General features: G+C 66.1%; 11 protein-coding genes. 8 read left to right on the plus strand and 3 right to left on the minus strand.

The annotated features are described in order from the left end of the window. Nucleotides 1–13: 13 nt before the first annotated feature. From PMI42_RS07525 to PMI42_RS07555, 7 genes are all read left to right on the plus strand, one after another. A complete protein-coding gene (locus PMI42_RS07525) occupies nt 14–1,141 on the plus strand; it encodes a helix-turn-helix transcriptional regulator (protein ID WP_008132211.1) in 1,128 nt (375 codons plus the stop codon). A 37-nt stretch (nt 1,142–1,178) separates the two neighbouring features. Further along, complete coding sequence (locus PMI42_RS07530) at nt 1,179–2,000, plus strand: NAD-dependent protein deacetylase (protein ID WP_008132213.1); 822 nt, start codon at nt 1,179–1,181, stop codon at nt 1,998–2,000. Between the two features lie 141 nt (nt 2,001–2,141). Beyond that, entirely contained in the window at nt 2,142–4,226 is a 2,085-nt protein-coding gene (locus tag PMI42_RS07535) for a hydantoinase/oxoprolinase family protein (RefSeq protein ID WP_008132215.1), read from the plus strand. A gap of 2 nt (nt 4,227–4,228) precedes the next feature. Then, nucleotides 4,229–5,887, plus strand: coding sequence for a hydantoinase B/oxoprolinase family protein (locus tag PMI42_RS07540; RefSeq protein WP_008132216.1), 1,659 nt, complete (start codon nt 4,229–4,231; stop codon nt 5,885–5,887). A 37-nt stretch (nt 5,888–5,924) separates the two neighbouring features. Then, complete coding sequence (locus tag PMI42_RS07545; protein ID WP_008132218.1) at nt 5,925–6,923, plus strand: TRAP transporter substrate-binding protein; 999 nt, start codon at nt 5,925–5,927, stop codon at nt 6,921–6,923. Between the two features lie 9 nt (nt 6,924–6,932). Further along, nucleotides 6,933–7,526: a TRAP transporter small permease subunit gene (locus tag PMI42_RS07550; protein ID WP_008132219.1), complete on the plus strand. Its 594-nt coding sequence runs from the start codon at nt 6,933–6,935 to the stop codon at nt 7,524–7,526. A 31-nt stretch (nt 7,527–7,557) separates the two neighbouring features. Then, nucleotides 7,558–8,862 (plus strand): TRAP transporter large permease, encoded by a 1,305-nt coding sequence (locus PMI42_RS07555; protein ID WP_008132221.1) that lies wholly within the window; start codon nt 7,558–7,560, stop codon nt 8,860–8,862. A 50-nt stretch (nt 8,863–8,912) separates the two neighbouring features. Here PMI42_RS07555 and PMI42_RS07560 read toward each other — a convergent pair whose 3' ends face one another. Then, nucleotides 8,913–9,557, minus strand: a complete 645-nt coding sequence (locus PMI42_RS07560) for a glutathione binding-like protein (RefSeq protein ID WP_008132223.1) — start codon at nt 9,555–9,557, stop codon at nt 8,913–8,915. A gap of 118 nt (nt 9,558–9,675) precedes the next feature. Between PMI42_RS07560 and PMI42_RS07565 the strand changes: the two genes are divergently transcribed. Next, nucleotides 9,676–10,356, plus strand: coding sequence for a TetR/AcrR family transcriptional regulator (locus PMI42_RS07565; protein WP_008132225.1), 681 nt, complete (start codon nt 9,676–9,678; stop codon nt 10,354–10,356). Between the two features lie 167 nt (nt 10,357–10,523). Here the strand turns inward: PMI42_RS07565 and PMI42_RS07570 are convergent, their stop codons facing one another. Further along, nucleotides 10,524–12,491 (minus strand): methyl-accepting chemotaxis protein, encoded by a 1,968-nt coding sequence (locus tag PMI42_RS07570; protein WP_008132227.1) that lies wholly within the window; start codon nt 12,489–12,491, stop codon nt 10,524–10,526. A 49-nt stretch (nt 12,492–12,540) separates the two neighbouring features. Further along, a partial coding sequence (locus PMI42_RS07575) for a malonyl-CoA decarboxylase (protein WP_035964805.1) occupies nt 12,541–13,558 on the minus strand: 1,018 nt, incomplete at its 5' end.

The following is a 13,558-nucleotide window of genomic DNA, read 5'->3' on the forward strand; positions in this document are numbered from 1 at the left end:
AAGGCCGGCCGTGATGTCTGAAGCCGCTTTGCTTTCAGAGCTGATCGGCCTGCTTTACGACGCCGCGCTGGATCCTACCCTGTGGCCGCGCGCTCTTGAACAAGCCTGCCTGTTCGTCGGCGGCTCCTCCGGCAGCCTGTTCTGGCACGATGCGGCCACCGAGCAATCCGCGGCACTGCACATGTTCAACGAGGATCCGCACTACACGCGGCTCTACTTCGATAAATATCTTCCGCTCAATCCGTGTTTTCCAGCCGGCGCGTTCATCGAGGCCGGCGTCGTGTGGGGATCCACCGACCTCATTCCTTTCGAGGAAATCGTGGAGACGCGTTTCTACACGGAGTGGATGAAGCCGCAGGGCATCATCGATGCCCTCGGCGCGAACCTGGAGAAGGGAGCAACGAGCGCCTCGGTCCTTGCGGTCCGGATGCACGAGCAGGACGGCCTCGCCGATGCCGATGACCGCCGCCGGTTTGCGCTCATCGTGCCGCACTTCCAGCGCGCGGTCTCAATCGGACGATTGTTTGACCAGAGCAAGGCGGCGCAGGCGGTCCTGACCGAGACGCTCGACAATGTATCGGCCGCCGTCTTTCTGGTTGGTCCCAACGCCCGTCTCGTCTTCACCAACGCGCCCGGTCGCGCGATGCTGGGCGAGGCCGGGCCGCTCACCGAAAGAAACGGAACGTTGGTCACGGCTGCCCCCGACGCGCAGCGCGCGTTGCGCGAGGCGCTTGTGGCCGCCGAGAACGGCAATGCGGCGGCCGACAGCCGCGGCCCGATTCCGCTGGCGAACCCGCGTGGCCGCTGGTTCGCCAGCGTGCTGCCGCTGACGTCGGGCGACAGGCAACGCACCGGCGCGCTGCATTCCGCAATTGCCGCGGTCTTCGTCCGCAAGACCTCGCCGGCAAGCCCGCCGCCGCTGGAGGCACTGGCAAAGCTCTACAAGCTCACGGCGAGCGAAATCCGCGTGATCGACGCCGTCATGAAGGTGAGCGGGGTGAAGGCCCTGGCCGAGCTGCTGGGGCTGACCCAGGCGACCGTCAAGACGCATCTCCACAACGTCTTCCGCAAGACCGGCACCGCGCGGCAGAGCGAGCTCGTGAAGCTGATTGCCGGCTTCGAGCCGCTAGGGCGGGAGTGATCTGGCAAAACGGACCGGCGCTAACTACATTTGCGCCATGACAAATGCTCCGCTGGCAAATTCTCCGCTCGAAGATTTCGTCGGCCGGCACGAACGCCTGTTCGTGCTGACCGGCGCCGGCTGCAGCACCAATTCGGGCATTCCCGATTACCGCGACAGCCACGGCAACTGGAAGCGGACCCAGCCGGTCAATTTCCAGGCCTTCATGTCGGAAGAGCACACGCGCCAGCGCTATTGGGCGCGCAGCCTGATCGGCTGGCGGCGGTTCGGCCAGGCGAGGCCGAACGATGCGCATCATGCGCTCGCCCGTCTCGAGGCGAGCGGGCGCTGCGAGATGCTGCTGACCCAGAATGTCGACCGGCTGCATCAGTCCGCCGGCCACCGGCAGGTGATCGACCTGCATGGCCGGCTCGATCTGGTCCGCTGCATGGGCTGCGGGGCGAAGATTCCGCGCAACGAATTCCAGGATACGCTCGGCCGCGCCAATGCGGAATGGCTCGCGCTCGATGCCGCGGATGCGCCTGATGGCGATGCCGATCTGGAGCACGCGGATTTTTCGTCGTTCAAGGTGCCCGCCTGCGACGCCTGCGGCGGCATCCTCAAGCCCGACGTCGTGTTCTTCGGCGAGAACGTGCCGCGCGATGTCGTCGCCACCGCGCAGGACCATCTGTCGCAGGCCGACGCGATGCTGGTCGTCGGCTCTTCGCTGATGGTCTATTCCGGATTCCGCTTCGTGCAGGCCGCCGCGCAGCGGCAGATTCCGATCGCTGCGGTCAATCTTGGGCGCACCCGCGCCGACGATCTGCTGACGCTCAAGGTCGAGGAGCGCTGCGAAGCGGCGCTTGCATTCCTGCTCTGATCACACGGACGGCGAACACGCCTTGCCTATTGCATGGGTGCCAAGCAGAATGGCGGGGCGCAGCATTGTTGGCACGCCTCATGGCATGGAAATTGCTGCGTTTTTAACTCCAATCCTGACGATCAGCCGGAGAATTTTGGAATGCTTGAGGGAGCCGAGGTACGGCTTGCCGTCGATATCGGTGGCACGTTCACGGATATCGTGCTGGACATGGGTTTGGAGCGCAAGACGCGCAAGGTGTTGACGACGCCGCAGCGCCCCGAAGAGGCCGTGCTGGACGGAATGCGCCTCATTCTCGCCGATGCGCGTGCCCATATCAGCGACATCGACGTCTTCATTCACGGCACGACGCTGGCGACCAACGCGATCATCGAGCGCCGCGGCGCCAGGACCGCGCTGATCGCGACCGAGGGCTTTCGCGACGTGCTCGATATCGGCACCGAGAGCCGCTACGACCAGTACGATCTCGGCATCGACAAGCCAAAGCCGCTGGCGCCGCGCAGCCTGCGCTTCACCGTGCCCGAGCGCATCGACGCGCATGGCGCCATCCGCCTCCCGCTCGACGAAGCCTCAGTGCGCGCACTCGCGCCGAAATTGCGCGAGTTGAAGGTCGAGAGCGTCGCGATCGCCTTTCTGCACTCCTATGCCAATCCCGAGCATGAGCGGCGCGCGGCCGCGATCCTCAGCGAGGAGATGCCCGGCATTTCCGTGACGGTGTCCTCGGCGGTGTGTCCGGAGATCCGAGAATATGAGCGCACCTCCACAGCGGTCGCCAACGCCTATGTGCAACCCCTGATCGACGGTTATCTCGCCCGCATGGCCGATGCCTTGCAGGTCGAGCAGTTCCGCGGCGCGATCTATCTCGTCACGTCAGGCGGCGGCGTCACCTCGATCGAGACTGCGCGGCGTTTTCCGGTGCGTCTCGTCGAATCCGGCCCTGCCGGCGGCGCGATCTTCGCGGCGCAGATCGCCGCGCGTCTTGGCGAAAGCAAGGTGCTCTCGTTCGACATGGGCGGCACCACTGCAAAAATCTGCCTGATCGAAAAATTCCAGCCCGAGACCTCGCGCGTGTTCGAGGTCGATCGCGCGGCGCGCTTCCTCAAGGGCTCCGGACTGCCGGTGCGCATCCCCGTGATCGAGATGGTCGAGATCGGCGCCGGCGGCGGCTCGATCGCCCATGTCGACGCGATGAAGCGCGTCACCGTCGGCCCCGAGAGCGCCTCGTCGGAGCCGGGTCCCGCCTGCTACGGCCGCGGCGGCCTGCGTCCCGCGGTGACGGATGCGGACGTTGCGCTCGGCATGATCGATCCCGACGCCTTTGCGGGCGGCACGATCAAGCTTGATCCGGAACTGTCGAAGCAGGCGCTGCTGCGCAGCGTCGGCGAGCCTCTGGGCCTGTCGGCGGAGACCGCGGCCTATGCGGTGCACGAGGTCGTCTGCGAGAACATGGCGAGCGCGGCGCGCGTGCACGCGGTCGAGCGCGGCGAGATCGTCGGCCAGCACACGCTGATCGCGTTCGGCGGTGCCGCGCCGCTGCATGCGGCGCGCGTCGCCGAGAAGATCGGCGTTTCCCGCGTGATCGTGCCGTCGAATGCCGGCGTCGGCTCGGCGGTCGGATTCCTGGCCGCCCCCATCGCCTATGAGCTGGTGCGCAGCCGTCACGTCCGGCTCGACGATTTCGATACCAAGGCGGTTTCCGATCTCCTGCAGGAGATGGTGACCGAAGCGCGCGCGCTGGTCGAGCCTGGTGCTGCCGGTGAGCCCGTGCGCGAACGCCGCGCGGCCTTCATGCGCTATGTCGGCCAGGGTCACGAGATCACCGTCGAGCTGCCGAACCGGCCGCTGACCTCGGCCGATCTCGCCGGCCTGCGCCAGAAGTTCGAGGCGGATTATTCCGCGATGTTCGAGCGGTCGATTCCGGGGGCTGCGATCGAGGTGTTGAGCTGGTCGGTTCTCGCGACCACGGATGCGCGCAATCCTTCCGTCGTCGCGTCCGTCACGCGCAAGCCCGCAGGCAAGGCGTCAGGCAGCCGCAAGTTCTTCGACGGCCGCGCCGGAGAGGTGATCGAGATTCCGCTCTATCGCCGCGAGGACATGACGCCGGGCGCCACCATTGCCGGCCCCGCCGTGATCGCGGAGGACGAAACCTCGACCTTCGTCTCCAACAGTTTTGACGCCCATATCGACGGTGCCGGCAGCATCGTCATGGAACGGAAGGCGGCCTGATCATGAGCAAGGCAAATGGCGCGAGCCTGATCGACCTTCAGATCATGTGGCACCGGCTGATCGCCGTGGTCGAGGAGCAGGCGCAGGTGCTGCTCCGCACCGCGTTCAGCCCGATCGTGCGCGAATGCGGCGATCTCTCGGCCGGCGTGTTCGACCTCAAGGGCCGGATGCTGGCGCAGGCGGTGACCGGCACGCCCGGCCACGTCAACTCGATGGCGGAATCGGTCAAGCACTTCATCAATCACTTTCCACTCGAGACGATGAAGCAGGGCGATGCCTACATCACCAACGATCCGTGGATGGGCACCGGCCATCTCAACGATTTCGTCGTCACCACGCCCTGTTTCAAGGACGGCAAGGTCGTCGCGCTGTTCTCCTGCACCAGCCATCTCATGGACATCGGCGGCATCGGCTTCGGCCCTGATGCCACCGACGTGTTCATGGAGGGGCTCTACATCCCCATGCTGAAGCTGATCGACCAGGGTGTCGTCAACGAGACGCTGATGGCGATGATCCGCACCAACACGCGGCTGCCGATCGACACCGAGGGCGACACCTATTCGCTCGCCGGCTGCAACGACGTCGGCTGCGAGCGCCTGGTCGAGATGATGACCGAGTTCGGCATCGATACGCTCGACGAACTCGGCGACTACATCTGCGACCGCTCGCGCGAAGCCGTGCTGGCCGAGATTGCAAAACTGCCGAAGGGGATGTGGCGCAACAGCATGGTGGTCGACGGCTATGACGCGCCGGTGACGCTGGCGGCGACGCTGACGATCTCGGATACGGGCATTCACGTCGATTTCGACGGCACCTCGCCCGCCTCGAAGTTCGGCATCAACGTGCCCTTGTCCTACACCACGGCCTACACCGTGTTCGGCCTCGGCTGCGTCGTCGCCTCGCAGATCCCGAACAATGCCGGCTCGCTCTCGCCGCTGACGGTGTCGGCGCCCCCTGGCGCGATCCTCAATGCGCCGAAGCCGGCGCCCGTCGCCTCGCGCCACATCATCGGCCAGATGCTGCCGGACGTGGTGTTCGGCTGCCTGCGCCAGATCATTCCCGAGCGCGTTCCGGCCGAAGGCACGTCGTGCCTGTGGAATCTCAACGTGCGCGGACAGACCCGCTCCGGTGCCGGCGGCAATTACGGATTCTCGATGGCGGTCACCAGTAATGGCGGCACCGGCGCGCGCTTTGCGAAGGACGGGCTGTCGGCCACCGCCTATCCCAGCGGCGTGCGCGGCACGCCGGTCGAGATCGCAGAGACGCAGACGCCCTTGATCTTCTGGCGCAAGGAGCTGCGTCCGGACTCCGGCGGGGCAGGGCGCACCCGCGGCGGCCTCGGCCAGATCATCGAGGTCGGCAGCGGCGTCGATGCGCCGTTCGACATCCTGGCCGCGTTCGACCGCATCGATCATCCGCCGCGCGGCCGCGATGGCGGCAAGAACGGCGAGGCCGGCTATGTCGGCCTGAAATCCGGCAAGAAGTTGCGCGGCAAGGGTTTTCAGCAGGTGCCGCCGGATGATCGCCTCGTCGTGCTGACGCCCGGTGGCGCCGGCATCGGTGCGCCCACCGAGCGTGATCGCGCAGCGATCAAGGACGACATCGACAGCGGTCTCGTGTCTTCAGACAATGCGGTCGCAGTTTACGGGTATGCGCGCTGATACGTCAGCGCGCCTGGTAACAAACGGAGGGGCTTCGATGATCACGCGACGTAACTTCACTGCGGGCGCAGCGACGCTGCTCGCCGCCGGCCATATCTCGACCCACGCGCGGGCCGCGACCGTAAGCTGGGACATGTCGACGGTCTGGCCCGACGGCAATTTCCACACCCAGAACGCGATGGCCTTCGCCGACGAGGTCAAGAAGCAGAGCGCCGGCTCGGTCGCGATCACCGTGAAGGCGGGCGGCCAGCTCGGCTTCAAGGGCCCCGAGCATCTGCGCGCCGTGCGCGACGGCCTCGTGCCGCTCGCCGACGTCCTCAACATCCAGCAGGTCGGCGACGAGCCCTTCATGGGCGTCGAGAGCATTCCTTTCCTGTGTGGCTCGATGGACGAGCTCAAGGTGCTGCACAAATATGTGCGGCCCGAATACGAGAAGGTCGCCGCGCGCAACAACCAGAAGATCCTCTATATCGTGCCGTGGCCGACGCAGTATCTGCACCTCAAGGTGAAGGTCGCCGACGTCGAGGGCCTGAAGAACATCAAGATACGCGTGCCCGACAAGAACGCCGTCGACATGCTGGCGGTGGTCGGCATGGCGCCGGTGATGATCCCCTGGGGCGAGACGATCCCGGCGCTGGCCTCCGGCGCGGTCTCGGGCGTCTCCACCTCGGCGGTGTCGGGCGTCGACGGCAAGTTCTGGGAGTTCCTGAAATACATCTATCCGACCAACCACGTCTGGTCGTCGCAAATGCTGACCGTCAATCTCGACTCCTGGAAGGCGCTCTCCGCCGATCAGCAGAAGCTCGTCGCGGATATTGCCGCTAAGATGGAGCCGGGCTTCTGGGCGAACTCGCTCAAGGCCGACGTCGACAGTCTCAACCGCCTCAAGGAAGGCGGCATGGAGGTGGTGCCGGTCTCCGAGGCCATGATCACGGACATCCGGGCCAAGACCGCGCCGCAGCTCGACGCCTTCCTCAAGCGGGTGCCGGCAGCGGACAAGCCGGTGCGAGCCTATCTCGCCGAAATGAAGCGCTGAGAACAGGCCATGGTCAGCGTTTCGCCAGCGGTTCCGCAAAGTCTCAACGCAGCGGCGCCGGCGCCGCTGCGCATCCTGCTGGACGGCATCGACCGTCTCGGCCGGCTCGACGGCTGGATCGGCGGCGGCTGTCTGTTGATGCTGACGCTGCTGATGCTGTGCGAGGTCGCAACACGCTTCCTCTCGAATTTCCTGCCGTTCTTCCCGCCGACGATCTCGATCGCCTGGGAATATTCCTCCTATCTGATGGCGGCGTCCTTCACCTTCGGCGCCGCCATGACCCTGCGCGTCGGTGGCCACATCCGGGTCGTGCTGCTTCTGAAGAACGTCCCTGCGCCGTTTCAGCGTGCGATCGAGATCCTCTCGGCCGCCGCCGGTTTCGCCTTCATGGCGTTCCTGACCTCGTCCATGGCAAAGTTCGCCTTCGGCGCCTACGTCCGCGGCCAGGTCTCGACATCGAGCGACACGCCGCTGTGGTTTCCGGAAGCGGTGGTCACCTTCGGCATGCTGCTGCTGACGCTCCAGTTCCTTGCACGCGCGATCCAGGCCGTGCTCGGCCTTCCGCTGGAGGATCACCGCATGAAGGCCTCGCCCGTCGAATGACCGCCTCGCCCGCCACCGGATTCAAGTTCTCATGACCATCGAAGTCGTTGCCCTGTTCGGGATTCTGTTCGCGCTGCTGGCGGGCGGCGTCTGGATCGGCCTCACGCTCGCGCTCACCGCCACGCTACTGCTGGCGATGTTCCGCTCGATCCCGCTGGACAAGCTGCTGCCGCAATACGCCTGGAACATTCTGACCACGCAGGAGCTGCTGGCGCTGCCGCTGTTCATCCTGATGGGCGAGCTGCTGTTCCGCACCCGGCTGTCGCGCTCGCTGTTCCAGGGGCTCGCGCCCTGGGCCGGACTGCTGCCGGGCCGCCTGCTGCATGTGAACGTGATCGGCTGCACCATCTTCGCCGCGATCTCAGGCTCGTCGGCGGCGACCACGCAGGTGATCGGCCGCATGTCGCTCAACGAGCTCTTGCGCCGCGGCTATTCGCGCGACATCGCGATCGGCTCGCTTGCGGGTGCCGGCACGCTCGGCTTCCTGATTCCGCCGTCGAACATCATGATCATCTACGGCGTGCTCGGCGACGTCTCCATTCTCAAGCTCTTTACCGCCGGCGTGCTCCCCGGCCTGCTGCTGGCGGCGACCTTCATGGGCTGGGTGATGCTGCATACGACGCTCAGGCCCGCGATGGTGCCGGAGGCGGAAGCAAAGCTCTCGCAGGTGCCGTGGGGGGAACGCTTCGCCGCGCTGAAGGACCTCGCGCCGGCGCTATTCCTGATCGCCTGCGTGCTTGGCTCGATGTATGGCGGACTCGCGACACCGTCCGAAGCTGCGGCCGTCGGCGTGCTCGGCGCCGGGCTGGTGGCCTGGGCGCAAGGCTCGATGTCGCAGCAGGTGATGCGCGACGTGCTGATCGGTTCGGTCGTGACCTGCTCGATGATCGCGCTGATCGTGCTCGGCGCCTCGATTCTCGGCAATGCCGCGGCGTTCCTTGGCATCCCTCAGGCCGTGGCCGCCTTCGTCAAGGGGCTCGGCCTCTCGCCGTTCATGCTGATCGTGGTGCTGATCATCTTCTACCTGATCCTCGGCTGCTTCCTCGACGGCTTCTCGATGATCGTGATGACGCTGCCGATCGTGCTGCCGATCGTGAAGGGTGCCGGCTTCGACGAGATCTGGTTCGGCATCTTCCTCGTGCTCGCCGTCGAGATGGCGCAGATCACCCCGCCGGTCGGCTTCAACCTGTTCGTGATCCAGGGCCTGACCGACGACGGCCTCGGCTACATCGCGCGCGTCACGATGCCGTATCTGATCATCATGACCGGCTTCGTGCTGCTGCTGACGGCGTGGCCAGGGATCGTGACGATCCTGCCGCGGCTGCTGTACGGGTAGAATCGCATCGCCCCGGCCTTGAGACCGGGGCGATGTCTTGATCAAATCGCTTACGCCGCCGCCTTCCGCCGCGCCTGTTCGGCCTTGTAGAGCTCGAACTCCTCGGCGATCGCCTTCGCAACCGCAGGCCGCTGGCGCAGGCGCTCGTAATAGGCCTTCACATTCGGCCATTTCGCAAGCTCGATCGGTGGCGTCGCCATGGTCCAGTTGATGACCGTGACGAGATAGGCGTCGGCCACGCTGAAATGCTCGAGCAGGAAGTCGCGTCCCTCAAGATAATTGTCGAGATAGTCGAGCCGCGACAGGTTCTTCTCCAGCGCGTAGGCCTTCATCTCCTGCGGCGCCTTGCGGTCGAGCACGGGGATGAACAGGCCCTTGTGCAGCTCGGTGCCGATGAAGCACAGCCATTGATGCAGCCGCGTGCGATCGATGCCGGCGGCCGCGCCAAGCCCCGATTGCGGGAAGCGATCGGCGACATATTGCAGGATCGCCGCGTTCTCGGTCAGCACCACGCCCTCGTCGGTGCGCAGCGTCGGCACGAGACCGATCGGGTTCACGGTGCGGAAGTCGGTGCCGTCGTTCAGCACCGTCTTGGTCGGGGAATCGACTTCGAAATAGTTCGCCTTGGCGCCGGCTTCATAGAGCGCAACGCGCGTCGCCATCGAACAGGCGAGCGGTGAGAAATAAAGATCCATCCTGGGCCTCCTTGGGCAATTCCTCTTGAAGTGACTCTTGGGGTGTCGCTCAACCTGGCCAGATTGATTTTTGTACCATCTTGCATAATATGGGGTTGGTCAAGGATTAAATTGCGAAATGGTACAAAAATCGAAGCCGCCAGCCGCTGCCAATGGGCCCGAGCGTCGTGGCGAACCCGAGCACCGCAGCGAACCCAAGCGCCGCGGCCGTCCGCGCGCCTATGAGCCCGAGGTCGCGCTCGGCAAGGCGCTTGACCTGTTCCGCAGGCAGGGCTTTGCCGCGACCTCGCTGGACGATCTCAGCGAAGCCACCGGCATGAACCGGCCGAGCCTCTACGGCGCCTTCGGCGACAAGCGCGAGCTCTACATCAAGAGCTACCAGCGTTATCGCGAGGAAGCGCGCGCATCGATGGTGGAGATCTTCCGCCAGGAGATGCCGGTGCGCCAGCGGCTGGAGCGCATCTACGCCTGCGCGCTCAACATCTATCTGTCCGGTGAAACCGGCCCGCGCGGCTGCTTCACGGTGGTGACCGCGGCGTCCGAAGCCGTCGGCGATCCCGATATCCGCGCCATGGTGATCGATGGCCTCACCGAGCTCGACAAGGCTTTTACCAATTGCTTCCGCCGCGCCAGGGAGAAGGGCGAGTTGCCGGAGAGCGCCGATCCCGCCGTGCTGGCGCAACTTGCATCCGCGACCGTGCACTCCATCGCCATCCGCTCCCGCGCCCGCGTGCCGCGCAAGGAGCTGGAGGCGATCGTGAAGGGGGCGATTGACGTGATGGTGGGGGCCAAAAGTTAGGCCGTCGTCCCGGGGCGCGCGTAGCGCGAGCCCGGGACCCATAACCCCAGGGAAGCGTTTGGCGAAGACCCGGAGTTGTCAGTCGCGCGCCGCAACTGCTCCCTGGGGATATGGGTGCCCGCCTTCGCGGGGACGACACTGAGTTTGCAGCGCCGGTCTTCGCCCAACTACGCCGCGCGGATATGCGCGAGGAAGCGATCCACCTCGTCCCGCAGTCGCTGTGACTGCTTCGACAGCTCGACCGCCGAGCCCAGCACCTCCTCGGCCGCCGTACCCGTCGCGGCGATGCCGTCGGTGACGCCGGCGATGTTCTGCGAGACCTCGCCGGTGCGGGCCGCGGCCTGCTGGACGTTCTGCGCGATCTCCTGCGTCGCCGTGCCCTGCTGGCCGACGGCGGCGGCGATCGCGGCGGAGATTTCGTCGACCTGCTGGATCGTCGCGCAGATCGACTGGATGCCCTCAACTGCGCCGGTGGTTTCGCCCTGCACGGCTGTCACCTGTGCGCCGATTTCTTCCGTTGCCTTCGCCGTCTGGGTCGCCAGCGCCTTCACCTCGGAGGCGACCACGGCGAAGCCGCGACCGGCCTCGCCCGCGCGTGCCGCCTCGATCGTCGCGTTGAGCGCGAGAAGGTTGGTCTGCCCGGCGATGCCGTTGATGAAGGAGACGACGTCGCCGATCTTTTGCGCGGCATCCGCAAGGCTCTGCACCCGCGCATTCGACGCGCGTCCATCGCTTGCGGCCTTGCCGACCACCTCGGTCGCATGCGCCAGGCGGCGGCTGATCTCGGTCATCGACGAGGACAATTCCTCCGCGGCGGCCGCGACCGTCTGCACGTTCTCCGAGGCCAGCGCCGAGGCCGACGATACCGTGCGGGTCTGCTGCCGCGACTGCTCGACGATGGCCGACATCGAGCGCGCGGTGTGCTCCATCTCGACCGCGGCCGAGGACACCGTTGTGACGACGTCGCGGATGGATGCCTCGAAATTGTCGGCGAGCGCCGCAAAGGCGCGCCGCTTCTCCGCCTCGGACTGCGCCTTGGCTTCGAGCTGATCGGCCTGAAGCTTGCTGAAATTCACCGCATTGTCGCGGAACACCGCGACCGCCTTCACCATCGCGCCGACCTCGTCATTCGCCTTGCTGACGGGAACGGCCACATCGAGCCGGCCGTCCGCGAGCTCACGCATCACGCTGGTGATCGAGATGATCGGCCGCGAGATGCTGCGGGCGATGAGGTAGCCGACGATCCCCGCCAGCACGAGCCCGAGCGCGGCGATCGCGATCGCCAGCATCCAGGCGCGATCGGCGGACGCCTCGTAATCGGCATTGTCCATCACCAGCTCGACCGCGCCGAGCGGCTTGCCGGAGAAATCCCTGACCGGGCCGAGCAGCGCGGCGACCGGCGTGTTGTCGAGCGTGGCCCGCCGCACCGTGAAGTCGCCGCCGGCGGCACGGCCGTAATCGGCCGCATCGAAGAAGCTCTTGCCCTTCAGCGTGCCGCCGAACAGCTTGAAACCGGAGCCGTCGGCGAGATGGAAAGCGATATCGACATGGCGGTTCGTCTTGAAGTCGTCGAGGAAGGGCTGGCCGAAGGTCAGGCCGAACTCCACCGATCCGAGATGCTTTCCGCTTTGCGCGATCGGCACCACGCCGCGGATGCCGAGCCCGGCGACGCCGCCTTCGAGGCCGACCACGACCTTGCGATCCTGGTTGGCGACGACGACGGTCTTGCGGAAACCGGAGAGATCGTCACCGAACTTGGCCGGCTGGTGCACGCGCAGGAACGAGGTCGCCGGCGGCATGTGGAATTGGAACTGATCGACGCCGTAATCGGATTTGATGGCGGCGAACACCGGCCCGAACAGGCGAACCAGCGCCTCGCGGTCCTGCTTCGCCATCGCCTCCTGCGTTGCCGGCATCGCGGCCACGACCGCGCTCATCGCCGCGGCGCGCCGGGATTCCTCGGTGAGGCGGGACTGAAGCGCATCGTAATGGCTGCGCAGCTCGCGCTGGTCGGCGCGGTCGATGATGCCTGCGATGATCCACATCGCCCCCAGCACCGCAAACAGCGCGGTCGCCGCCGCCGTCACCGCCAGCGCAACCGTGATCCGCATCCTGAGGCCGAGGGTCGCCCGCATGTCCTGCTCGTTCTTTCACCGTTGGTTAAGAACGACTATCAACTTCTCGCTAAGAGACCGTGAACGGATCGCCTCCCAGCAGCGCCTCGACCGCCGAGGACCGCACGATCTGGCCGTCCCGGGCGAAGGCCTCGTGGTTGTCCTCGATGCTGTCGTGGTCGTAGAGGTAGTTGACCATGATCCCGAAGGATTCCTCGATCGCGCGCGGGGCTGTGTTGCCGAGCCAGTTGATGCGTTCCAGCCTGGCGCCGTTGCCGAGGTGAAATCGCGCCACCGGATCGATCCGGTGCCCGGCCGCCGCCGGTTGCGTCAGATACAGCGCGCATGAACGCAGCAAGACGGGGCGCAGCCGTTCGCTCAGTGCCGGATCCTGCCACCACGCCTGCCCGTCGCTCTCCCGCAACAGCGCCGGGAGGGGCCCGTCCTCGGCCGCGTGGCGGCTGAGCCAGCGCCGGAAGCCGGGCACCGGTGACAGGGTGGAGAAACGATCGAGCCGCGGAAATTCGCTGCGGAGCTCCTCGACCACCTGCTTGATCAGGAAGTTGCCGAACGAGACGCCGCGCAGCCCGTCCTGGCAGTTGGAGATGGAGTAGAAGATCGCGGTGTCGGCGCGTGCGGCGCGCGCGCGGGCCGCATCGGTGTCGACATCCTGCACCAGCAAAGGCGGCACGGCGGCGGCGAGCCCTTCCACCAGCGCGACCTCGACGAAGATCAGCGGCTCGCCCGGAAGCGCTGGGTGGAAGAAGGCAAAGCAGCGCCGGTCGGGCGCGAGCCGCCGCCGCAGATCGTCCCAGCCGTGGATCTCGTGCACCGCCTCATAGGCGATCAGCTTCTCCAGCACCGCGGCCGGCGATTGCCAGTCGATCCGCTGGAGCGTGAGAAAGCCGCGATTGAACCACGACGCGAACAGATGCTTCAGATCGGCATCGAGCAGCTTCAATTCGGGCTCTGGGACGAGCCGCCGGCCGATCTCGCTTCGCATCGCGACCAGTGCCGCGGTGCCGCCCGGCGCCATGTTCATGCGGCGCAACACCTCCTGGCGCGGCGGATCGGCTGCCTCTGCCAAA

The organism is Bradyrhizobium sp. YR681, assembly GCF_000282615.1.
Taxonomy (GTDB): Bacteria; Pseudomonadota; Alphaproteobacteria; order Rhizobiales; family Xanthobacteraceae; genus Bradyrhizobium.

What these genes read in the sequence shown, in the direction of transcription:
- PMI42_RS07545 (WP_008132218.1), top strand. Translation starts at nt 5,925, where the DNA reads ATGATCACGCGACGTAACTTCACTGCGGGCGCAGCGACGCTGCTCGCC.
- PMI42_RS07560 (WP_008132223.1), bottom strand. Translation starts at nt 9,557, where the DNA reads ATGGATCTTTATTTCTCACCGCTCGCCTGTTCGATGGCGACGCGCGTT.
- PMI42_RS07535 (WP_008132215.1), top strand. Translation starts at nt 2,142, where the DNA reads ATGCTTGAGGGAGCCGAGGTACGGCTTGCCGTCGATATCGGTGGCACG.
- PMI42_RS07530 (WP_008132213.1), top strand. Translation starts at nt 1,179, where the DNA reads ATGACAAATGCTCCGCTGGCAAATTCTCCGCTCGAAGATTTCGTCGGC.
- PMI42_RS07525 (WP_008132211.1), top strand. Translation starts at nt 14, where the DNA reads ATGTCTGAAGCCGCTTTGCTTTCAGAGCTGATCGGCCTGCTTTACGAC.
- PMI42_RS07540 (WP_008132216.1), top strand. Translation starts at nt 4,229, where the DNA reads ATGAGCAAGGCAAATGGCGCGAGCCTGATCGACCTTCAGATCATGTGG.
- PMI42_RS07565 (WP_008132225.1), top strand. Translation starts at nt 9,676, where the DNA reads ATGGTACAAAAATCGAAGCCGCCAGCCGCTGCCAATGGGCCCGAGCGT.
- PMI42_RS07555 (WP_008132221.1), top strand. Translation starts at nt 7,558, where the DNA reads ATGACCATCGAAGTCGTTGCCCTGTTCGGGATTCTGTTCGCGCTGCTG.
- PMI42_RS07570 (WP_008132227.1), bottom strand. Translation starts at nt 12,491, where the DNA reads ATGCGGGCGACCCTCGGCCTCAGGATGCGGATCACGGTTGCGCTGGCG.
- PMI42_RS07550 (WP_008132219.1), top strand. Translation starts at nt 6,933, where the DNA reads ATGGTCAGCGTTTCGCCAGCGGTTCCGCAAAGTCTCAACGCAGCGGCG.